The 22,701-nt window shown below is 44.1% G+C and carries 17 protein-coding genes; 5 read left to right on the top strand and 12 right to left on the bottom strand.

Features of this window, described 5'->3' with window-relative positions:
- Positions 1-104 precede the first annotated feature (104 nt).
- The 3 genes from RH85_RS05010 to RH85_RS05000 form a co-directional block, all read right to left on the bottom strand.
- Complete coding sequence (locus RH85_RS05010; RefSeq protein ID WP_006711117.1) at positions 105-1,943, bottom strand: cation:proton antiporter; 1,839 nt, start codon at positions 1,941-1,943, stop codon at positions 105-107.
- Positions 1,944-2,214: 271 nt separating this feature from the next.
- Complete coding sequence (locus tag RH85_RS05005) at positions 2,215-3,399, bottom strand: multidrug effflux MFS transporter (protein WP_006711116.1); 1,185 nt, start codon at positions 3,397-3,399, stop codon at positions 2,215-2,217.
- Positions 3,396-4,040: a recombinase family protein gene (locus RH85_RS05000; RefSeq protein ID WP_006711115.1), complete on the bottom strand. Its 645-nt coding sequence runs from the start codon at positions 4,038-4,040 to the stop codon at positions 3,396-3,398. The genes RH85_RS05005 and RH85_RS05000 overlap by 4 nt, the downstream gene beginning before the upstream one ends.
- 303 nt (positions 4,041-4,343) lie before the next feature.
- On the opposite strand from RH85_RS05000, the gene pflB reads away from it, so the two are divergent.
- Entirely contained in the window at positions 4,344-6,641 is a 2,298-nt protein-coding gene (gene pflB, locus RH85_RS04995; RefSeq protein ID WP_006711114.1) for a formate C-acetyltransferase, read from the top strand.
- Positions 6,642-6,802: 161 nt separating this feature from the next.
- Here the strand turns inward: pflB and RH85_RS04990 are convergent, their stop codons facing one another.
- The 5 genes from RH85_RS04990 to RH85_RS04970 all read right to left on the bottom strand — a co-directional run bounded on the left by RH85_RS04990 (position 6,803) and on the right by RH85_RS04970 (position 13,842).
- Positions 6,803-8,500: a SpoIIE family protein phosphatase gene (locus RH85_RS04990; protein ID WP_039948625.1), complete on the bottom strand. Its 1,698-nt coding sequence runs from the start codon at positions 8,498-8,500 to the stop codon at positions 6,803-6,805.
- 10 nt (positions 8,501-8,510) lie between these two features.
- Positions 8,511-8,810 carry an STAS domain-containing protein gene (locus tag RH85_RS04985; RefSeq protein WP_006711112.1) on the bottom strand — a complete coding sequence of 100 codons (300 nt, stop codon included), beginning with the start codon at positions 8,808-8,810 and terminating at the stop codon, positions 8,511-8,513.
- Positions 8,811-9,395: 585 nt separating this feature from the next.
- Entirely contained in the window at positions 9,396-11,477 is a 2,082-nt protein-coding gene (locus RH85_RS04980; RefSeq protein ID WP_006711111.1) for a tRNA(Met) cytidine acetyltransferase TmcA, read from the bottom strand.
- 168 nt (positions 11,478-11,645) lie between these two features.
- A complete protein-coding gene (locus RH85_RS04975; RefSeq protein WP_006711110.1) occupies positions 11,646-12,617 on the bottom strand; it encodes a ParB/RepB/Spo0J family partition protein in 972 nt (323 codons plus the stop codon).
- 7 nt (positions 12,618-12,624) lie between these two features.
- Entirely contained in the window at positions 12,625-13,842 is a 1,218-nt protein-coding gene (locus tag RH85_RS04970) for a ParA family protein (protein WP_006711109.1), read from the bottom strand.
- Positions 13,843-15,091: 1,249 nt separating this feature from the next.
- On the opposite strand from RH85_RS04970, the gene RH85_RS04965 reads away from it, so the two are divergent.
- Positions 15,092-17,062 (top strand): replication initiator protein RctB domain-containing protein, encoded by a 1,971-nt coding sequence (locus RH85_RS04965; RefSeq protein ID WP_006711108.1) that lies wholly within the window; start codon positions 15,092-15,094, stop codon positions 17,060-17,062.
- A 486-nt stretch (positions 17,063-17,548) separates the two neighbouring features.
- Here RH85_RS04965 and RH85_RS04960 read toward each other — a convergent pair whose 3' ends face one another.
- From RH85_RS04960 to RH85_RS04950, 3 genes are read right to left on the bottom strand one after another with little or no spacing between them, the layout of a single operon-like run.
- Positions 17,549-18,022, bottom strand: coding sequence for a hypothetical protein (locus RH85_RS04960; protein ID WP_006711107.1), 474 nt, complete (start codon positions 18,020-18,022; stop codon positions 17,549-17,551).
- Complete coding sequence (locus RH85_RS04955) at positions 18,019-18,951, bottom strand: ATP-binding cassette domain-containing protein (protein ID WP_006711106.1); 933 nt, start codon at positions 18,949-18,951, stop codon at positions 18,019-18,021. Before RH85_RS04955 ends, RH85_RS04960 begins: the two co-directional genes overlap by 4 nt.
- Complete coding sequence (locus RH85_RS04950) at positions 18,948-19,796, bottom strand: ABC transporter ATP-binding protein (RefSeq protein ID WP_006711105.1); 849 nt, start codon at positions 19,794-19,796, stop codon at positions 18,948-18,950. The genes RH85_RS04955 and RH85_RS04950 overlap by 4 nt, the downstream gene beginning before the upstream one ends.
- 370 nt (positions 19,797-20,166) lie before the next feature.
- Between RH85_RS04950 and RH85_RS04945 the strand changes: the two genes are divergently transcribed.
- From RH85_RS04945 to RH85_RS04935, 3 genes are all read left to right on the top strand, one after another.
- Positions 20,167-20,364, top strand: coding sequence for a hypothetical protein (locus RH85_RS04945; RefSeq protein ID WP_006711104.1), 198 nt, complete (start codon positions 20,167-20,169; stop codon positions 20,362-20,364).
- A gap of 149 nt (positions 20,365-20,513) precedes the next feature.
- A complete protein-coding gene (locus RH85_RS04940; protein ID WP_006711103.1) occupies positions 20,514-20,723 on the top strand; it encodes a DUF3283 family protein in 210 nt (69 codons plus the stop codon).
- A gap of 85 nt (positions 20,724-20,808) precedes the next feature.
- A complete protein-coding gene (locus RH85_RS04935; protein WP_006711102.1) occupies positions 20,809-21,525 on the top strand; it encodes a YebC/PmpR family DNA-binding transcriptional regulator in 717 nt (238 codons plus the stop codon).
- A gap of 109 nt (positions 21,526-21,634) precedes the next feature.
- On the opposite strand, the gene RH85_RS04930 is transcribed toward RH85_RS04935, so the two are convergent.
- Positions 21,635-22,675 (bottom strand): DUF2955 domain-containing protein, encoded by a 1,041-nt coding sequence (locus RH85_RS04930; RefSeq protein ID WP_006711101.1) that lies wholly within the window; start codon positions 22,673-22,675, stop codon positions 21,635-21,637.
- Positions 22,676-22,701 lie beyond the last annotated feature (26 nt).

Here is a 22,701-nt window from a genome sequence, read left to right as displayed (position 1 = left end):
GTGAGACTATACGAAATCACCGCCATATTTATAGGATCATCAGTAACATCAGAGAAAAGTCACTTACTTTCCATCCGCTAAAACGGAAGATCCACGCTAAAGACTCACAAAGAACATGTTGGATCGCGCTGTTCTTGATCTCTGATCGTTTCACTTTCGCGGATCAAAGCGATAACCGTACTCCCACTCGCTGGCAAGAAGTGTTCAGGATCATCGCAAAAATGGATCTGATCATTCTCAGCAACGTAAAAGAGCGGTTGAACAAAATTATGTTTATGAAATTCGAGATAGTCAGCATAACCAAAGCTCTCACTCAACTTAGTATGACGAACTTCAGCTCCTTGACTCAATAAACTGGCGAGTTGGCTATAACTCACATGCCCGCCCATTAATACTTTCCCATGATATTGAGCTGAAACCTTGTGCTTATCGTTGGTGGACTTTTCATTGCGGATCGTTTTCTGTAAACAGTGCACTTTATCTTCACCAAAATCGGCGACAAACTGCATACAAGCCATGGTATTAAAATGTTGATCAGAGGTCAGTGCGACCACTTGACCAATACCAATCAAATTAAGATTATCCTCTGCATGACTCGAAATCGGATTACCGTAGTAACTATCTAACCCTAGCATCCGGACCTGACTGATATAGTCCCAATTTGAATCGGTAAGCAGTACACGTCGATCATAGCGTGCAAGCGCTTGGCCAATTTCTTGAGCGACTCTATTCGCCCCAATCAACAAAAAGCCGCGAGGTTGCGCCTCCGCAACGCCTAACGCCAATGCCATTGGTCGTGCCGTCGCGCTTTGTAGTACGACGGTACCGATAATGACCATAAAGGTTAACGGCACTAACAACACAGCTTCACTTACCCCGTATTCGAGCAGTTTTATAGCGAATAAAGACGAAATTGAAGCAGCAACGATACCGCGTGGCGCCACCCATGAAAGAAAAAGTTTATCTCGCAGGGAGAGTCCGCTACGCGCTGTAGAGAGGAAAATAGACACAGGGCGAGATACCAATTGCATGAAGACAAACAACAGCACTGAAGCGCCGCCTAGCGCGGCAAAATCATCTAATTGAATCCGAGCCGCGAGGAAGATAAACAAACCGGTGATTAATAGGATCGTCAGATGTTCTTTGAAGTGTAGGATCTGCTGTAAGTTGATGCCTTTTGCATTCGCCAACCACATGCCCATTACCGTAACCGTCAAGAGACCCGCTTCCGATTCGATATGATTAGAAATCGCAAACACGCCCAATACCACCATTAGCACCGCAAAGGGTTGCAAATACTCTGGAAGCCACACTCTGCGCAGGGCAGTGGCAACCGCGGCACCAGATGCAATACCAAACCCCACCCCAACGGCAATTAGGGTGACAAAAACTTCCACACTGTTAATCGCGCTATGAGAAACAATGAATTCATACACCATCACCACAAACAACGCGCCGATGGGATCAATAAGAATGCCTTCCCAACGTAAAATATTGGCCAATTTGGCATTAGGACGCACCGTTCTTAGCAGGGGCACAATCACTGTAGGTCCCGTCACTACCGTAAGACTGGCAAACAGAATGGCCAATTGCCAATCAAAACCAAGCAGATAGTGGGTCGCGGCACTAGTTAACAGCCAAGAGACTAACGCACCAATCGAAACAATACTCCAAACCGAACCGCTAACCGCTTTGATTTGTTTAAAATTAAGCGTCAAGCTACCTTCAAATAAGATCACCGCAACCGCTAAAGAGATGAGTGGAAAGAGCAAGTTGCCCAATACCGCATCTGGATCAAACAGACCAAAAATAGGGCCTACCACAATGCCCGCCAACAGCAAAAATAAAATGGCCGGTAAACGTAACCGCCATGCAAGCCACTGACAGCCTAAGCCTACAACCCCAACTGCTGCTAAAACTAGCGCTTCGTTCCCTAATTGCATTCCTTACATCCTATGTGGTGGAATCTGAGATTCATTGATGGGCCCTCCGCCATCTTTGAAAAATATAAGATAGGTTGATGATTTTATCGCCAACAAAAATCACAATTCGTTGGCTGCATTGCAGTTTGGGCCATTTTTTGTACTGCTGACCACTTTGAATCGATAAACAAGGCACTCGATAGATAAAAAAAATGCACTCGAACGATTTCTCGAACGAGTGCATGATCAGGCGCATCTCAGACAATGTGTGATAGCCGTTAGACTGAAAAATCTAACTCATTTTTGGCTCCGGGCTATTGAACCCACGGATGATGTTAGCCAAGGTAATGACAGCAAACAGAATAATCACCAACGACAAATGCCACGCTTGGCTCAAACCGACTTGAACCAGCAACATACTCACAACGGAAGAGACCACCATCTGCCCACCTCCAGACATCGCTGCAGCGGCCCCCGCATGACGTTTAAAAGGTTGCATCACCATCGCTTGGGCACACGGTAAGGCAATACCATTACCCAAAATCATCAGTAACTGACCCAGCATTAAGTAGAGCGGCTCTAATGGGCACACAAATAGCCAAATTGCCGCACTTAGATGCAGCACTGGTGTGCACAACAGCATCTTTTTACTGCCAATCAATGGGCGTACACGATTGCAAATACTCGTACCTGCTAGCATGCCAAGCGCTGGAATGATCGCCCACATTGCATATTCATCAGACGTCATACCTATTTGGTTTTGCATGATAAATGGCATCACTGACACCGTGGTGATCATCAAGCTAAAATTAAGCCAACTGATACTGGCAAAACTGACGAAATAGCGCGATCGGAGCAAGTCACGATATTGCAGTAGCATTTTCTTTGGTGAAGGGACTTTTGAGCGTTCTGTTACTGTCTCCTTAAAGCGAATCGCAATAATAATCCAAGCGATGGCAACATAGCCAAGCAAAGAAATGAACACCATGCTCCAACCAAAATGGAAGTTAATAAAACCGCCGATGACCGGAGCAAATAAAGGTGTGATCGACGCCGCCATCGCAATATAAGACATGGCGATAGGGAGATCCGGCCCATTAAATCGATCACGAGTTGACGCCCTTGCCAGCACCGCACAGCAACCCGTGCCTAATCCTTGTAGAAAACGTCCAGCGACCATACCGGTAAAGGTTTGGCTAAAGAAAATGATCATCAGTAGACCCAACATTGCGATAAGCAAACCGGTCAGCAGCACCTTCTTCCGCCCAAGCGCATCTGAAATTGGACCATAAAGAAATTGTGAAGGTCCAAACCCCAACAAATAGATACTGACCAGTAATTGGGCTTGTTCGAGGGAAACGGAAAAGTCTTTTGCAATCCACGGCAATGACGGAAAAACCAACCCCATACTGAGCTGGCCAATGCTAATGATCAAACACGCTAATAAAATAGATTTAAACGCAAAAGGTTTACTCATTTGCTATCACCATCCGTCCATGGATTATTACCACGGCTTGTCAAACTCCCTTCAGCATCAAATTGGTGTAATTTGGCTTTGACTCGTTTGACCGTTGATTCACTCACACCACAAATCGCCGCAACACGCCTAATTGAGTGACCCTGTAACAGTTGCATTGCAATGCACTTATGCTTCTCTTTATCCGCGGGGCGACCGCGAAATTTCTGCTGCCATAACTCTGGCTTGTCCTTGATCGCCTGTCTTCCTTGTTCGGCAGCAAACAATCGATGCTGAGTTTGTACCTTGTCATAACCTGAAAGCAGCGAGAGTAAGGTTCGACTTTGTTCCGAATTGGGTTCAAAACAGAGTGGCTCGCAAAGCAGTTTGATTGTTACCCCTTGCTCAAGAAGCTGAGTCACCGTGCTTGACGCTTGACTAAAATCACGACCAAAAACCGTTAACCACCAAATAATCAGTGTGTCGCCAGAATTAAGACGGGTCGCTAAAGCACTGAACTCGGCCCTTTCAAGGGGAGCAACGAAACCATGAACTCTGTCCTCAATATGCACAGCATTTGGTGCAAACAGGGTTAATTGCTCAAGTTGATCTTGATATGCACGATTTTTGGGTGAGAAACGCGTGTAGATATAACTGGCCATAACCTCTCCATAATGGGTAAGAACGACAGGCTCATTTAGTGTATTAGCTCATAATGCAGTGGTTCATTATTTATTTCAACACCAAATGAACCACCCCTCGAAAATGATATCGATTTTATTTGCCTTAACGCTCGCTAATTTCATTAATAAATTATTGATTAATAGATATATGCACTATATGCATGTAATTTATAAAAACAATGCACTTTACTCACAACTTTAGCCGCCTATGATGATTTTAAACGAACAACAGTTCGATCAACTAATCGATACTCAATAATTGTCAATACTTTAGGAGGTCATATGACTATCCCAACGACAGATATGATAGAAGCTTGGCACGGTTTTACAGCCGGTGATTGGCAGACCGATGTTAATACGCGTGATTTCATTCAGAAAAACTATACCCCTTATGAAGGTGACGAATCGTTTCTTGCCGAAGCAAGTGATTCAACACTGCAATTATGGGAGCAAGTACTAGAAGGCATTAAACTAGAAAGCCGCACTCACGCTCCTGTTGACTTCGATACCGACGTCGTTTCAACCATCATCTCTCATGGCGCTGGTTACATTGATCAAAGCCTCGAAACCATCGTAGGCCTCCAAACTGACAAACCGTTAAAACGCGGCATTATCGCCAATGGCGGCATTCGCATGGTGAAAACATCATGCGAAGTCTATGGCCGCGAGCTTGATCCCACCATCGAAAAGACATTTACTGAATATCGCAAAACCCACAACCAAGCGGCATTCGATCTTTATACCAAAGAGATTAAAGCTTGTCGTAAATCTGGCATCATTACAGGCCTACCCGATGCGTATGGCCGTGGCCGTATCATTGGCGACTATCGCCGCCTTGCACTTTATGGCATCAACTTCCTTAAGGCCGATAAAAAATCGCAACTGGATTCAACTCAAGCACAACTAGAAAACGGGCACGATCTTGAAAAGACCCTGCGCCTGCGTGAAGAAATTACTGACCAAATTCGTGCATTAGAAGACATTCGTCAGATGGGTTTAAAGTACGGGATTGATATGTCGTCACCTGCGCGTACAGCGCAACAAGCGATTCAATTCACCTACTTTGGCTACCTAGCTGCCGTTAAGTCTCAAAATGGCGCAGCGATGTCTCTCGGTCGCACATCGACCTTCCTTGATATTTATATTGAACGCGATATCGAACTAGGCCTAATCGATGAGAAAAAAGCGCAAGAGTTGATTGATCACTTCATCATGAAACTACGTATGGTTCGTTTTTTACGGACACCAGAATACGATTCACTGTTTTCCGGCGACCCAATCTGGGCCACAGAAGCAATGGCCGGTATGGGGGTCGATGGCCGAACTCTAGTAAGCAAAACCACATTCCGTTACTTGCATACCCTGCATACGATGGGGCCAGCACCCGAGCCGAATATGACCATTCTATGGTCTGAGCAATTGCCGCAAGCTTTCAAACAATATGCTGCGAAAGTCTCTATCGATACCTCTTCGGTACAGTACGAAAATGATGACTTAATGCGCCCGGACTTCGATAATGATGATTACGCCATCGCCTGTTGTGTTAGCCCTCAAGTCGTTGGCAAACACATGCAGTTTTTCGGTGCTCGTGCAAACCTTGCCAAAGCACTACTTTATACAATCAATGGCGGTATCGACGAAAAATCCAATACCCAAGTCGGCCCACAAGTTTCACTCATCGACGATGAAGTATTGGATTATGAACGCATCATGCCTCGCTTTGATGAGATGTTAGATTGGTTGGCCACTCAGTATGTGACAGCATTGAATATTATCCATTACTCACATGACCGCTACAGCTATGAAGCATCGTTGATGGCATTAATGGACCGCGACGTTCACCGTACTATGGCTTGTGGCATTGCTGGATTATCGGTTGTCGCCGATTCACTAGCTGCAATCAAATACGCCAAAGTCACGACAATTCGTAATGAACAAGGCATCGCAATCGATTTTGACATCGAAGGTGACTATCCAAAATTTGGTAATAATGATTCTCGCGTGGATGATATCGCCTGCGATCTGGTTGAACGCTTTATGAAAAAGATTCAACAAAAACACACCTACCGAGAGGCAGAACCTACCCAATCTATTTTGACCATCACATCAAATGTGGTGTACGGCAAAAAGACGGGGAATACCCCTGATGGACGCCGTGCAGGCATGCCATTCGGTCCAGGCGCTAACCCGATGCATGGACGAGATGAAAAAGGCGCGGTAGCTTCTCTTGCTTCGGTGGCTAAATTGCCTTTTGCTTACGCCAAAGATGGTATCTCTTATACCTTCTCTATCGTACCAAACGCACTGGGCAAAAATGAGTTGAGTCAAAAAGTAAACCTGGCAGCACTGATGGATGGTTACTTCCATCATGAAGCCAACGAGGGAATCAATAACATTGAAGGCGGGCAACACCTAAACGTCAATGTGTTAAATCGCGAGATGTTACTGGATGCGGTTGAGAACCCTGATAAATACCCTCAACTGACTATTCGTGTTTCTGGCTATGCGGTTCGATTCAACTCACTGACTCGTGAACAGCAACAAGACGTGATTAGCCGAACGTTTACTGATCGAATCTAGTCTGCTTACAGCATTGGTATTTATAACTAGATGTGCAGCTATGCACACTAGAATCAAAAATTGATGCGGTAACAAAAATTGATGACGAGACAAATCTTGTCTCGTCATCTGCAATCTCATTTTACAGTGTAAATTGGTACCTCATTTCCTCACCAATAGCATTAGTGGCTACGAGGAAAACTGTGTGGTGAGCTAAATTGATATAGCGCCGTTACTTTTCGTCCCTGCTTTGAATATTCGAGTGACTCACAAAGTTCAGATGCCAGCACAATCCCTCGCCCGTATGTAAGGGTGTTCTCACTCAAAGTATCGACTGCCTGATATTCAAATCCTTCACCGTTGTGCTCGATCATCATCAGTAATTGGCTCTTCTCAGGATCTAAATCAATATCTAGTCTAATCCACGCGTCGGGCTCTAACTCGGCCAACTTATCCTCTCGCAGCTGATAAAACAGAAAGAATCCGTCCGGTTGCTCTTTGATACTTGAATCCATTTTTAGCAAGCCATGATCAATAGCATTGGACAATAACTCTGACAGTACCGAGCAAACAAGATCAAGATGAGAGCCATCGCTGATCAACCCCATTAAGTAACGTCTAACATCATTCATCAAACTGACGCTCTTAATCACCTCGGCGGAAAAGCGTAAGGTAGATTGGGTAGATGCATGACTGATGGAGTGCGGTCGAATCACGTTCTCAGTTCCCCGATTCGTCGAGATTGGAAAGGTCATTGATAGGATCGATAAATCATCATCAGTAATGCGATGAGAAAACTGACGGACAGATTCATAAAGTTTAGGGATGGCACTGTCGCCTCTTTGCAGCGCAGACTCAAGACGGTCTTGACCAAACAAATCGCCTTTTTCATTGCTCGCTTCAGTCACGCCATCGGTATAGGCAACGATCTTTTGATTCGGTTCGAGTTTGAGATGAACAAGATTAGTTTCAAATTCATTCGTCGATAACACACCTAGCGGCATATGTTTTGAAACCAAGCGACGCAAAATCTTTCCATCTTCATCGAGGATATAGCCGTCGGGTAAACCACCTCCCCACCACGACACTTCAAAGCCATTCGCCCGTACCTCAAAAATACTTGCTGCTAACATCATGCCACTTGGAAGAAAACGCCCTAAGACCTCATTCATCTCTGTCACTATTTCACCGAGAGAGAGACCTTTTAACGCCATTGAAAAAAAAGCACGGGTTGCAGGAATGGCAGAGATAGCGGCTGGCAATCCATGACCTGTGGCATCCGCTATCATGACATATACACCACCATGAGGGCGATTAGCGACCACGATGAGGTCACCGTTAAAAATGGTTGATGGTGTAGAAATATAATCGATACCAAAAATGTGTTTGACCTGAGAGCTCATCTCTTCTTTTAGATTGGAGAAGATTGATTCAGCCATCGCGTAATCATAGCGAACTTGTTCATGAAACTGACTCAGTTCATCGCGCTGCGTAATCACTTCGTTATGCATTCTCACAATGCGAAAGTGCGCTTGAACTTTTGCTAGTAATACACTTCTCTCCACCGGCTTCAAAACGAAATCATCACCGAGTGCTAAGCAGCGCTCAAATGAATCGTGATCATCCAGTACAGTCAAAAAGATGATGGCAATGTGATGATTTGGAAACGCCTCTCGAATTTCTTGCGCGGCTGTGAAGCCGTCTTTCTCCGGCATCATCACATCTAATAAAATAACATCAGGCAATAGCGTCATAGAACGCATTGCATCAACGACACCAACGCCACTTTCAAACGTATCAATACGGGAAGTGATATGACTCAGCATCAACCGACACAGTTCTCTATTGGTTGCATGGTCATCAACGATCATTATTCGCATCGTACCCTCCTCACGAAATCCTGAATTTTCGGTCAAAACGTGAGATCGCCAGAATCTTTCTGACTTGAGGTAAGGTGTTGGTAATTTGAATATCACCATCACTTTGTTCAAGGTAGTTATGCATGTTGATTAGAATACCCAAGCCCGCGCTATCGATGTAATCGACTTTGCGTAAATCAACAGTAAAGCGATAGTCACGCTTGTCGGAATAACAGCGCTTGAATTCTTGAATAACGTGGAAACCAAAGGTACCTTCAACAAAAATGGTGATGTGCTTTGATTTTGAATTAACCTCTGCCTCTACCGACATAAGTCCCTTCTCCTTACGACCTAACGTGTTGCGAGTCGCTGGCTTCCGATTCCATACTCACATCAATAGAAATGAACATGGTCGTGATTAGTTACTCTCTGTAATTTTAATTAGAGACTGAGAGTATTGAACTGCAAATCGGAGAATGGCGAGCCAAGTCCTTCACGATTGTTATCATACCGATGGGTTGATAGTTTTTTATAGTCATCGTAAAGAATGTCTTGGAGAGCATACGGCAACATCATCGATCTGGTGCAACACGTCGCTCATTCTTTTTCGCCTAGCCAACACTAAACTGATTGCTTATTGTTGAGTGTAGAAAGGATTCGCTGATTAGCCAACAAGCGTGAGCTAAATCACCCAATTGGCTTAGTTGTTTTTAGAGAGGAATAATGACTGGAAATGACGAATACAATAACACAGCGCACGTGTCAGACAATGAAATCTAATCGGCAAAAAGTAACTGATATTGTTATCGATAAAAGATGAATTTACAGTGTAAACCATTCACTAAATTTACACTGTAAACCAAAGGGCATTTTACAGTGTAAATCGAGTAGCCGATTTACACTGTAAAGACGGGAATCAAATGGATAAAACCTTCACCAACCGCTGTAGCTCAATTCGTAGCGCCTGCTCTAATTGCTTACGGCCCGTAAGATTGAATTCGTCTGCGCATCGTTGCCAACTCCATTGCTGAATCACTTTTCTAATCAATAGCGGTAACTCGGCTCTAACGTTGGCTGAAAAGAATAATTGTTCTATCAACCCAGCCACATTTTCATAATTAGACCCCCCCTCGATGTAGCACTTAATCAAACTCAATTTCAAATCAAATTGGTCCAACTTTGCGTTGCTTTGTTCTCGTGAGCCCGCCAAAGACAAACATTCGCTTGCAGCTAAATGAGAAACCAATGAAACTTCAAGTTCATGGAAAATGTCTTTTAGTTGATAAGCCAAACTCGAATGGAAGAGTTCCACCGCTTGAGCAACCCATGGCTGCTGACCTTTGACCATCACCAACGAATGACAGCCACTTGCCTGATCTCTTTGGCTGCCCAATTTTGCCGGTAGATACTGATTCGATAACCAGAAATTAAACAGTGAAGGCGTGACCCCGTAGCTGGTGGAATAGAAAGCGTAATCCGTAATCGCTTCCAATTGCGATAGCATCGCCGACCCTATCCCTTTACTTTGCCACGAAGGATGGACAGCAATACGCATAATTCGCAAACTACTTTGCTGCGCGGCTAAATCAAGTCCAAGGTGGTTGGCCAATGTGGTTGCCACTAAATGCCCTTTCGGACGACGTTTTCCTTGTCGAACCGACTCAATTAATTGCGCAGACAAACTCCCCTCTTCAACGCCAATAATACACCCCATACAAACACGCCCTTCAAATCGAGCCCAAAGCTTCATTGCCGGATCGCTGAGTAATAGCATCAAGTCGTTTGGGGTTGTTTGGTAATGAGCGTTAACCAACAATGCAAAACATTGGCGTAATAGCGCAGGAGAGGCAAACAGTTCATCTTGGCTATAGAAACGCAGCGGTGTTTTATCTTGGCTGATCACTTCAACATCAGCCAACTCGGCATCTAGCAGAAATGTCTCATACTGCCATTGCTCTAATGGGTCTTGCGACGCCCATCGGATTGGCGTATCCATATGATAAAAAGAAGTGCCAGGTCGATGCTCACGAAGCCAGGCTTGAAACTTTAACGTAAAGCCTCGCCCACACCCTTCATAACCGTGAATGGTGGTAGAAAACACGGCTCGATGATAGTGCTCGACGATGGAGAACAACATTGGCAAAGGAATAGCTGACGCTTCATCAACCATCAACAAATCACAACTGGGTTTATTACGCAGCAATTCGTCTGGTGCAATATATTCAATTGATGATTGTTGCCACAACAGAGTCACTTTGGTGCGAAACGAATCTGGTAATAAACGTTGAGCGTGTTCAAATAACGGCGCAATATTATTGATGCTGGGTGAGGTGACCAATATTTTAATTTTTTTTCCCAACATAAGTTGAGCTGCAGCTATGCCAAGTGCACTTGTTTTACCTCGTCCGCGATCGGCAGTAAGAACAAGAGGACGACGACGATGGCCGGTCACCACTTTAGCAATTCTCTCTATCGCTTGAGTTTGTTGCGACAATTGAGCGGAGTCAGTTGAAGGATCTCCCATCTCAATTGACCAATCACCAAGCTTGGATTCAGTGTCGAGTGCATAACTGGGTACAGCAGGCAATGGCTTATCTTGCTCAATACACAACAGCTCATCGCACGCTCTTAACAACCACGCCAAACTGCGCTCATCGCTTGCCTCACTGTTGACAATAAAACCAGCACATCCACCTCCGCGCAACGTACCCAGAGCTGAAGTCAAACTGTTCGCATCAAACCCCTGGCGAAGGTCAACGAGCAATAACGAACATTCCTGACCGAGAAATTGCTGACCTTTGTTATAAGCTAAGTAACGCGAAGCGCCTAGGACGTCATTACCGCCTAATTGGAAACTATGCTCCGGCGACAAAGCGATCGCCTTTTGGCATACGGCTTGTTGCCAATCCGCATCCCCGCGAAGAGTAAAGCCGAAACGATGGTTGTGTTGCACCGCCAATGATGACAACGATTGGAGATATTGCTCGATAGCGTTCATGTTGCGTGACTGTCGAAAGAGAATTTCGATTAGTATACTTGCTAATGCCCTACCCTCGCTATTACCGATCGATTAACTCGATTTACCCACGATAAAAAGCTGAACTATAGACATAAAAAAAGCCGCTAAAGCGGCTTTAATAAAATAAGGAAATCAGACAGAGCGATGTTATTTGAACTTGTCTTCAATGAAACTAAGGATTTCTTTTAGCGTTTCATCGTCCACTTTTTTCAAATTAAGCGCTAAGTTACTACCTTTACGGCTGTAACTAACACGACCTTTAACCAGGTCAACTTTATTGCTCACCGGACGTTTCGTTGGCATCAATTCTTCAACCCAAGATTCAATCATCTCAGAGACATCTTTTGTGATGCGCGCAACACCTTGAGCTTCGCTACGCTGCCACGCGAAACTATTTTCATCGTGGCACTTCTTCAACAACATGCCTTTGTCTGCATGGCTCAATTGCGTGAATTGCTTATGTAACTTAACGATCGTCGGACGGCCTAAATCCGCAACATTTGGGTAAGCTTGAAGAAGTTCAAGCGGCAAATCCGCGGCTTTCAACGCGCCACTCACCAGAGCTTCACTGCATTGAAAGATTCTCGCTAACGCTTTTTGATCTTCCGCTTCACCACTATCTAGCTTCGCTTGCATCTCTTTACCTTTCTCAAACAGAGAAAGCGGCTTATGAGCATTTGCGACGTCAGATAGGAATTTTGCGTGTTCTGAATTGATGTTTTGAGCAACATAAATAAGAAACGCTTTACCAGCCAAAATACATGACATGCGACGGCGGCTACCGTCAAGCACTTCAATCTTGCCATCTTCCCGCATACGGCCGACAGCCGGGTATTGTTGGCCACGTTCACGTAACGTGACTAATACGTCCGATAAGGCGTGTTCATTCAAAAACGACTGTTCACGGGCATTTTCAGCAAAAACGACCGTTTGTGCCTCAACTTGATCCGCTTCAATTCGAAGCAGCTCAAACTCAACCATATCTTCACCAGCGACCGCGAGTTCGATGATTTGAGCTTGCGCTTTAGCAGCTTGTTGTGCCTCTTGCGGCGTAGTCGCACGACGTTTGTTGGTCTTACCAAACAGTCTTGCGTTTAAATCTGAAGTTTTAATTGCCATGAGTTAATTACCCTTGGTTTAGTGATGACCAGTAACTATGAAGTACTCGTTCTAGTTCTAATGCGCTCTTTTGTACTGCATCTTGAGCAGTCGCGAGGGTCTTTTTCCCCCCTTCGAAATCGCTGGTCGTTAAATCAAATACAGTGCTGTAAGTATCAGCACAAGTTTCAAATGCACGGCTACGCGGAATCGTCGCCATCATCACTTGATCGCCTAACAGATAATTCATCTCTGTCAGCACCGAAACCTGCTTCTTATTATCGTCTTCAAACATAGTTGGCATCAGACGAACAAACTCTAATCCGGCCCAATCTTCTGGGAACATCTCGTATACTGTTGGCAGATGCTGGAAGAAGTTAACGGTAGAAGCCCAGTCTAAACGCTTGGCTGCACATGGAATAAGTAACGCATTCGATGCGTACATCGCATTCCAAACCAACGGGTCAACGTGTGGACCAGTATCAATCATGATCACATCAAAATCGTCAGCAATCTTATCAATCAACTTCTCTTTCAACAGTTTTACGATATCTAATGACTGATTCTGTGACAGATTTTGCCATGCTTCAGCGTTAAACATCGCATCTTCAGGGAATGCTGATACTGTTTTTAAGTTCGGGTATTGAGTCGGTAGTAACACATTGCGATGTAAAAACTCGTTAGTAATCTCCACCCCTTCCGGAACGTTTTCTAACATGATATCAACGGCTGAATAGATATTGTCATGATCAGTCAGGCTGATTTGAGGATTTAGGAATAAACGTAGTGAGCCCTGAGGGTCAAGGTCGATCAAACAGATACGGTAACGTTTCTCTAAGTTTAGCGCCATACATGCAGCAAGATGAACTGCCGTCATTGATTTACCCGTACCACCTTTTTGGTTCTGTACGTTGATAATCCAAGGCTTATTTTCAACATTTTTTTTGCGTTCATAAAACTTAGGTGCACCAGCCGCATCCATAAGCATGTGTGCTTCTTGCAACGATATTGAATAATGGTTTGCATTATTTTTAGTAAATTGGTGGCCTTCAGCCTCAAGCTTACTAATTGCATCGTCTAGTTTACGGCGAGTCAAACCTGAGCGAGTCTCCATCAATGCTTTTGACATCGGTGGAAAATGGTCGTCACTACGCTCTTCTAATACAATCTCAATACGGTCTGCTTGAACTTGTGCAGTTTTCTCCGCAAGCTGAATGAGATTCTCTATTGTCTGTTCTCTTTTCATTGCCAAATTCCGTTATTAGTAACTGACTATATTGTACAGCACTATATTCGTTTAACAATAAAAAGGTGAACATTCACTTATAGATAGCCATCACATTAAAATGAGAACAATATATCATTTAAGTGAAATACTGAGAAAACCACTCAAAATTTGTTCAATTTTCTATTCAGCATTGGCGACGAAAGAGAGAAAGAATAAAAGTGTTACCACGTCACTTATTTACAATGTAAAAATGAATTTTTTATGAAAATGAGGCTCATTTCTCGGAACGATTAGTTTCTCTAGGTAAATTACGGCCAATGTAAACTCAACGTAGACGCCAATTTATTGATGTAAATTTGGCTCAATAAAAAATACGACAGGGAACAGCGTCCACGAGGAAACCGTCTAAAGAACATCAGCTAACAATTTTTCGAAAGCATGATCAAGGAAGCTATCATGATCATGCTTTCGTACAATTTCACGCGCATAGGAAGCATGATCAAGCGAATTAGATAGGAAAGATGAATAATTTTGATCGCAGCAAAGTAAGATCCAAAATTGGATCAATGATCAAGGTAACTAAGCTTTCGGAAGCATGTAAAATCACGGCCAAATTACGGAGGAATGTAGGTGAACTCAGGCTTAGCGCCAAATTAGGCCGAATATAGCGCGAACGACAGTCGCTTCAAGCCACTAAGCGCATCAACCAAGATTACTTGATCATGCTTTCGGCCAATATAACGGGAATTTAAGCGTGTGGATAAATTTACCAAGCGTGCATTTCGATTTATAAACTGATGATAAATTAAGCAAAGAAAGAAAAAGATCGTGCAACCTTGATCATCGTTACGGAAAACTGCCTTATCACGCTTATAATAACTTGCTGCTGATCAGCTTGTGATACAAAACGCCTGTGGATAACGTGTGTGTTAACGTTGATCATGCTTCAAGTGTTTGTTTGATCATTGGTTCGTAGTGAAGATGATCATCGTTTCCATTAATTTTGATCATGCTTTCTGTAAAACAATGATCATCGTTTCGAGCTACACATGATCATGCTTTCAGACGAAGAAAAAAATAACCCTTACTATCAGTACCTTGCGAGCAATTTTCTCTTCAGATCAATAGATCATATAATCATTTAAGATCAGTTTAATCATAAAGATCAGTTTATAAGAGCAATAAGTTTTTTCTTTCTTTATGATCTCTTTTTCTTTATTCTTTCGGAACTATAGCGATATTACGGCTTCTGTGACATGGATCAAAAATGAGTTCTGAACAAAAAATACTGATCAAAAACCCTCGCAGCCACAAAGATGGGCACCTATTTGAAGTCTCTGAAATTGCAGTTGACTGGATTGAACAATATCAACACTTCAAAGGTGTAACGAAAAGCATCGTAGAACTTTTAAATTTAATCTCATTACGAGGCTTTTCAAGCAAAGATGGTTTGGTATCGACAACAGAATTGATCGATGCAACAGATGGTCAGATTACTCGTGCTGCCATTCAACAACGCTTGAGAGCTGCCGTCACTGTTGGTTTATTCGATCAAATACCGGTGCGATTTGAAGAAGGTCTTGCAGGCAAAACCATGCTGCACAAGTTTGTGAACCCGAATAAACTAATATCGGCACTGGGTGCAACCAGTTTAGTCACGGAAAGTGTAAAACAATCTGAAAAGAAAAAACGTTCTAAAGCGTTGGCACAAACTCAAGTTAATAAGCGCTTGCTGAATGAATACGGTTTGAACACGCCACCAGCGATGAAAGACGAAGCGGATCAATTTATTGTTTCGCCAACCAATTGGGCTGGTATTATTGATCAAGCGTTAGCGCCGCCAAGAACGCGTAAAAATTACCAAAAATCGATGGTATCGATCTCCGGCACACGAGCAGTGATCGAAACGAGATCATCAAAAAACATCATGACGGTCGACGATCTAATGACGTTGTTCGCTCTGTTTACGCTAACAGTGCAATATCATGATCACCACCAGCACCAATATCAACTAGACGCCAAACACGTACCGAATAAAACACCACTGTACATCACTGATATTCTCTCTTTGCGTGGCAAGAAGGATAGTGGCCCAGCACGTGATTCGATCCGCGATAGTATCGATCGAATTGAATTTACCGATTTTCAGCTCCATGAGCTGACCGGTCGATGGCTCAGTGAAAACATGCCAGAAGGCTTTAAGAGCGATCGTTTCCGTTTTATAGCCCGTACCATTACTGCGTCGGAAGAAGCCCCTACAGAAGGCTCTGACGGCGAAATACGCATAAAACCAAACCTATACATCTTAGTTTGGGAACCATCGTTCTATGAAGAGCTGCTAACGCGTGATTATTTCTTCTTGTTTCCACCGGAAATTCTAAAGCAACACACGTTGGTATTTCAGCTCTACAGCTATTTCCGTAGCCGTATGTCACGTCGCCATACCGATGCGATGTTATTGAGCGAATTGAACCAAAAGCTTGCTCGCAACATTGAATGGCGTCGTTTTTCGATGGATCTGATCCGTGAATTAAAACGGTTGTCTGATGGCAAAGGATCGGACGATCTTTTTGTGGTGAACTTATGGGGTTATCACTTAACGATCTCAGCAATGATCGAAAAAGGTAAGATCAAGGACTATCACGTCGATATTAAATGCGATGTGGAAGAGGTTTTACGTTATTCAAGAGCTCGCACCACCAATGCGGGTAAACGTAACATGGCGCCGACGTTACCAAACCCATTACGCAATGAGATGGTGACTCGACAACAGCTCGATGAATTATCGCAGATCATTGATGGGGAATTTGAACCAATCCAGCGCAAAGAACGCTCACCAAAAGGTCATTTGGGTCGCCGAGTTAAGCAACGTAAACACCTGGTAGAGATAAATGCGGATGAAATTACCATAACCTTATCCAAATATACCTCTGGAGAGGCTCTAGAACGCAGTATAGGCGCTTTAGCTGCGATGACAGGGCATTCCCATAGCTCAATCAAAGAAGAGTGTCTGGAGCTCATAGACAAGCTCGATTGGCTTCGTGTTGGTAACGACAAGATCCCTTATGAGACTTTGAGCAAAATGATTGAGTTATACAACAGCCAAAGTGAGAACAAACATTTGTCCATTGAGCGCCTTATTGCTGGCTTAGCTGTACGGCGTAAAGTGTGTAAGCAAGTGATGGACGGTCACCTTGATGAAACGGTTTTCCGAGCCTTGGATGAAGTCGCTATTTGATCTTCATAGCAACGGAAAATTTGCAAATATTTAAGTTGTATAAAAAACAAACACGAACAGCACATTCCACTGACAAAACATTGACATAGTGATAGTGGCTGACGTTATGATGAACGTGAATAGACAACCTTTTGTCCTTTCTGATGAAAACTGGGATAGAGAGTATCCCAATAGATTGGCTCATATTTGTTAGATTCATTCTGAATTGTTTGGCGAGTTCTTTTGAACTCGCTTTTTTTTGCGTGGAATTTCAGGGGGAGGGGAGATAGTCGATGCCGGGTTCATCGCACTTCGACTGGCCTAGTTGCAATGATGCCGACTGACTAAAACAGCGCTCGTCATTTCTCACCATACAACCTAAAAAAGGTGCTGTTATCTATACGGAACACTGACTAGCAACATAGCCATGACACCAGTAAAATATCGGACGCATGAAGGAAAAAACGGAACGATGATCAAGGTGTACGTGATCATTTTGCCTCATTATCAATGTAGTCGTTGCGATCCTTGATCATGCTTTCGTTCCTCATTCCAAGCATGGGCCGCCATAAACTCAACATGTGTCTCAATAATCTGATTAGATTCGAGTTGCCAATGCTGCTGGTTCTGTTGATTACAGAACTCCAAAGCAAGCACGGTGAGATGCTGTAAGCGTTTCATTGACCAATCTTTAAGTTCGATGTCCGCGAGAGGTTGGCTTACCGTCGCTTGCAGTTTGCCATAAGCCAGTTGCAGGAATTGATAAGCCAATTTTGGATCTTGATAACGATAAGCATGAAAGATACGTAAGCAGCCGTCGAGCCAGCAAGCGATCGCTTTACTTTGCAGATCGGTTACTTCAGGCCCCCAAACAGATCCGGGTACATTTAGGATCAATGTTTGAAGATGTTTCTCTTGATCATGCTTTCGGTTTTTGTACCAATCGCTGATCTCGTTTACCCACGTATCTAATCTCGTCATGCAGCTTCAACCAACTGTTTTACAAAATGATTTGGTCCGATCTGATTAACGCCTTGAGTGACGATAGCACTGGTTGCGCGAATTTGATCGGCCTCCATAGAATAGTGTGGTTCAGTTTCGACCAAATGGCCAAATGGAAGATCGGGATCAGGCACTGCCGAGATCAACAGCTTGGTGTAAGGGTGTTGAGGGTTGGTGAGGATCGCTTGAGTGTCGCCCCATTCTACAATTTGCCCTTTGTACATTACCGCAGTCTCTTCTGCGATGTAGTGGGCGGTCGCAAGATCGTGAGTAATGTATAGAAATCCAATACCAAGATCTTTTTTCATACGTTGCATCAGGTTAAGTACGCCTAAGCGGATCGAAACATCAAGCATGGACGTTGGTTCATCAGCTAATATCACTTCTGAACCTACCGCTAAAGCGCGTGCTAGATTGACACGTTGGCGTTGGCCGCCACTCAGCTCATGTGGATATTTGCCTAAGGTATCCGGCGCCAATTCCACTAATTCGAGTAGTTCGTGCAATCGTGCCGGGATTTCATTATTGCTCTTTACCTGTTTATGGATTTTGAGCGGACGAGTTAAGTGATGCTCAATGGTATGAGTTGGATTGAGTGAGCCAAACGGATCTTGGAAGACCATTTGTACCTTACTGCGGTAATCGAGTAGTTCTTTGCGGCTGCGAATATCATTAATATTTTTGCCACGATAGAGTATCTCGCCGCTTGTCGCCGGGTAGACCTTGGTCATCAAGCGCGCGCACGTACTCTTTCCACAACCCGATTCGCCCACCAGCGCCAGTGTACGCCCTTTGTGAATATCGAAGCTTACCCCTTGCAATGCTCTAAAACGTTCAACAGAGGATAACCCACCGCCAATCGTGAACTCTTTTACGACGTTGTTAAGTTGAATGATTGGTTCGCTCATGCCATTGCTCCTTCGGCTGAATGTTTTCCTTCGTGAATGTTGGGGAAAGAGGCCCACAATTTCTGCGTATATGGATGCTGGGGATTACTGCGGATCTGTTTCGAGCTGTTCACTTCGACGATTTCACCATGGCGCATGATCGCAATACGGTTACACAATTGACTCATCAAGGCTAAATCATGGGTAATAAACAATACCGAGAAACCAAATTCTTCACGCAGTTGGTAGATTTGCTGCAAAATTTCGCGTTGCACGACAACATCCAAGGCTGTGGTGGGTTCATCCATGACGATCAGCTTCGGATTAAGGGACAAAGCAATGGCAATCACTAAACGTTGGCGCATCCCGCCGCTGAATTGATGTGGGTATTCGCTTAATCGCTCGCGAGGAATATTAACTAAGTCGAGCAACTGTTCGGCGCGTTTGGTCGCTTGCTCTTCGTTCATACCGCGGTGATGGCGAAGTACGTCAGCAAACTGTTCTTTGATTGGTAAGACTGGATTGAGGGAGTTCATTGCACTTTGGAAAACCATGGCTATTTCACTCCAGCGAATAGCGCCGATCTCTTTATCTGAAAGTTTCAGCAGATCACGCCCTTCAAAGTGAATTTGTCCTGCTGAGATAAACGCAGGCGGCTTATGTAAGCGGTTTATGGCGAAGGCGATAGTGCTTTTACCGCAACCGGACTCGCCGGCAAGACCAAAAATCTCACCTTTGCCAATATCAAAATTAACCGACTTGACGGCCTTAAAATCGCCAGTGTCGGTGATGTAGTCGACGCATAAGTTGCGAATCCTGATGATGGGGTCAGCATGGAATGCATGCTGCAATGCTTGTTCACTCATAACGATACTCATATGATAAAGATAATGATTATCATTAACCCTTAATTCGAGTGAAAAAAGAAGCGCGGTATAAAATAGTGAAGTCGGTCGTAAAATAGGCGTTGATAGAGAGGGCGTGCAACCTGGGAACAGCAGAAGATATGGTGGTTATTTGTTCATGGTATGATCTAGAACAAGGGGCATTATTTCGGGGGAATCCTTTAAATGTACTGCGCATTTTCTTTGGGTGCAAAGTAAAAAAAGGCGATTTTAAATTCTCTGTTTTGAACTATTAGCAATATCACATTCCCGAAGGAATCTACTTAACAAGCAGGGCTGCAGTTTGCTAAAGATTAGAGTGTCCCTAGCATGGTTTGTTCGGAGGTTTCCTATGTCCATTAATTCTATCGACCATGATGAAATGACAAGTATTGCAAATAAGTGGGACTTCACGGAAGAAGTTGAATCGCTAAAGCCTGTATCAGTTGTTAAAACTGCTCAAGCGCGTCGCCGTATTGAAATGTTGCGTGAGATTCGTGAAAGTGGCTTAACCATTGAAGAAGCCAAGGAATTGGGCTTACTTCATTAATAAGTTTGTTGTATATACTTGTAAACAGGGTGGCTATTCTATAAGCCACCCTTTGTTGTTTTTGATCTGACCACTGTTTTCTTCTCTCAACATTACGCTCTAGTGTGCTATATTTCCGCTTTGTATTTTTTTTTGTTCGAGATCTTACTATGTCGGTGAATTTGTCGCTGTTACCCGCAGATGAAAAAAATAAGGTCGAGCTAGATAAGCAAGCCTCATTTTTAGTGTGGAAGCTTCGAGAGGCGAAATCAGGCCCTGAAGAAATAGTGCAACAGGCTAACCAACTGGTTGATGAAGCAGAACGCACTTGGTTTATGCAAAGTGTTGAGAAATACAAACGAATGATGGGCATTGCGTGACCCAAAGCAAATGAGGCTAAATTGAAAACCCCTCATTTTTTGCTAGAATCCCTCGCGTTAAATTGAAATTAGAGAGAACATCCCAATGGGAAGAAGTTTTGAAGTGCGCAAAGCCTCTATGGCGAAAACTGCAGGCGCAAAAATTAAAGTTTATTCCAAGTACGGTAAAGAAATTTACATGAGCGCTAAAAATGGCGGTTCAGATCCTGATATGAACTTGTCATTGCGTCACCTGATCACAAAAGCGAAAAAGGACCAAGTTCCTGCGCACGTGATCGAGAAAGCACTTGATAAAGCAAGTGGCGGCGGTGGTGAAGATTACCAACCAGCACGTTACGAAGGCTTCACTCCTGGTGGTGCTAGTGTGATCGTTGACTGTTTAACAGACAACGGCAACCGTACTTTCCAAGATGTTCGCCAATGCTTCGTGAAAACTGGCGCTAAAATTGGTGTTGCTGGTACGGTATCTCACATGTTCGATCACCAAGCTGTATTCCAGTTTAAAGGTGAAGACGAAGAAGCAGTACTTGAAGCCCTAATGATGGCGGATTGTGATGTTGCTGATATCGAACTAGAAGATGGCGTGATCACGGTTTACGCACCTAACACTGAGTTCTTCAAAGTGAAAACTGCACTAGCGGCTGAATACCCAGAGCTAACGCTAGACGTTGAAGAAATCACGTTCGTACCTCAAACGTACACAGAAATCTCGGCAGATGACCAAGAGAAATTCCAGAAGTTCCTAGATCTTCTAGAAGACTGTGATGACGTTCAACAGGTTTACCACAACGCTGAAGTTTAATTTTCACGTTGAATTGGTACGTAAAAGGCTTCGCTCTGCGAAGCCTTTTTGTTATAAACAAGCAGCAAACCTTACCGCTTATCCAATATTTTTGATTTCCCCATTATAACTAACAACTAACGTTGCATTTCTCCTGGTGTTTTTTGGGAGAGGGCGTCGTGATTTTGTACAGTACGTAAAGTATGCCTATTGTGACGGCTAGTTCCCATCCTCGTAAAAACGTACGTTCTAACCCGATATCTTGGCTAGTCATATAGAGTTGAATTGGTAACATGGTGGCCAACAGTGCATCTGCGTGTAGCTCGCGTCCGCTGGCGTCGCCTTTCACCATCAAACTGGCAAGTAGCCATACGAGTCCGGTCAGAAGTAGCACATACGCACTCAGTATGGATTGATGACCGACTAACAATAAGCTAAATATTGCCGCAATAGCACAGCCCCCCACTTGAGTGATGAAGCGACGCTCGACGACACGTTGAAAGCTAAGACGCTCTGTTTGAAGCGATGCGGCGATGACCGGTACCATACAAAACGTTGCTGAAAGCATATCCACTAGCATGAGGAAGCCAACACCGGTGCCGATTAAGGCCAGAGAAAGCGCTCTTTGTTGCGCGGTCACCGCAATATCGGGTAACGCTACTCGAGCCGGCATTTTTTGTTGGGGATCTTGGGTTGGAAAGCACGTCACAGCCAACTTGCACACACAGGCAGTGATCACCATCGCGATGAAGATTTCATGAATGCGTACCGCCATGTCAGCATTGCTGTGTTGATCAAAGACGATGATCAGTATCCAGTTAAACGTCGGCATTAACATTGCGCCCTTTTTGGCTGGATTGGTGGCCCGACGGCGCATCCAGTCAAAGAAGAATAAGCTCAATGTCCAAATGATGAAGGGATGAGAGTGAAAAGCTTCACTAACACCCAACGCGGTCGCTGCCGCACACAACGTCGGCGCGAATGTGCGAGCTAATCCTGGCCAAGAGTAGTCTTTGCTCTTGGTCATAATGATGGTCGGGTAGAGCGCTAAATAGACCGGTGAGCCGAGAGCGAGCACTTTGCCTAACACCATGCAAACGCTGATGGCAAAAGTAACGCGCAGCGCTTCATTGCGTTGGTAGCGGCTATCAAATCGAAATAGATCAATCATTAGACACGCTCACTAATAGACGTAAC

The organism is Vibrio ichthyoenteri ATCC 700023 (assembly GCF_000222605.1).
GTDB classification, from domain to species: domain Bacteria; phylum Pseudomonadota; class Gammaproteobacteria; order Enterobacterales; family Vibrionaceae; genus Vibrio; species Vibrio ichthyoenteri.
Note: the sequence above shows the minus strand (reverse complement) of the source record. Positions and strands in the feature narration are given on the sequence as shown.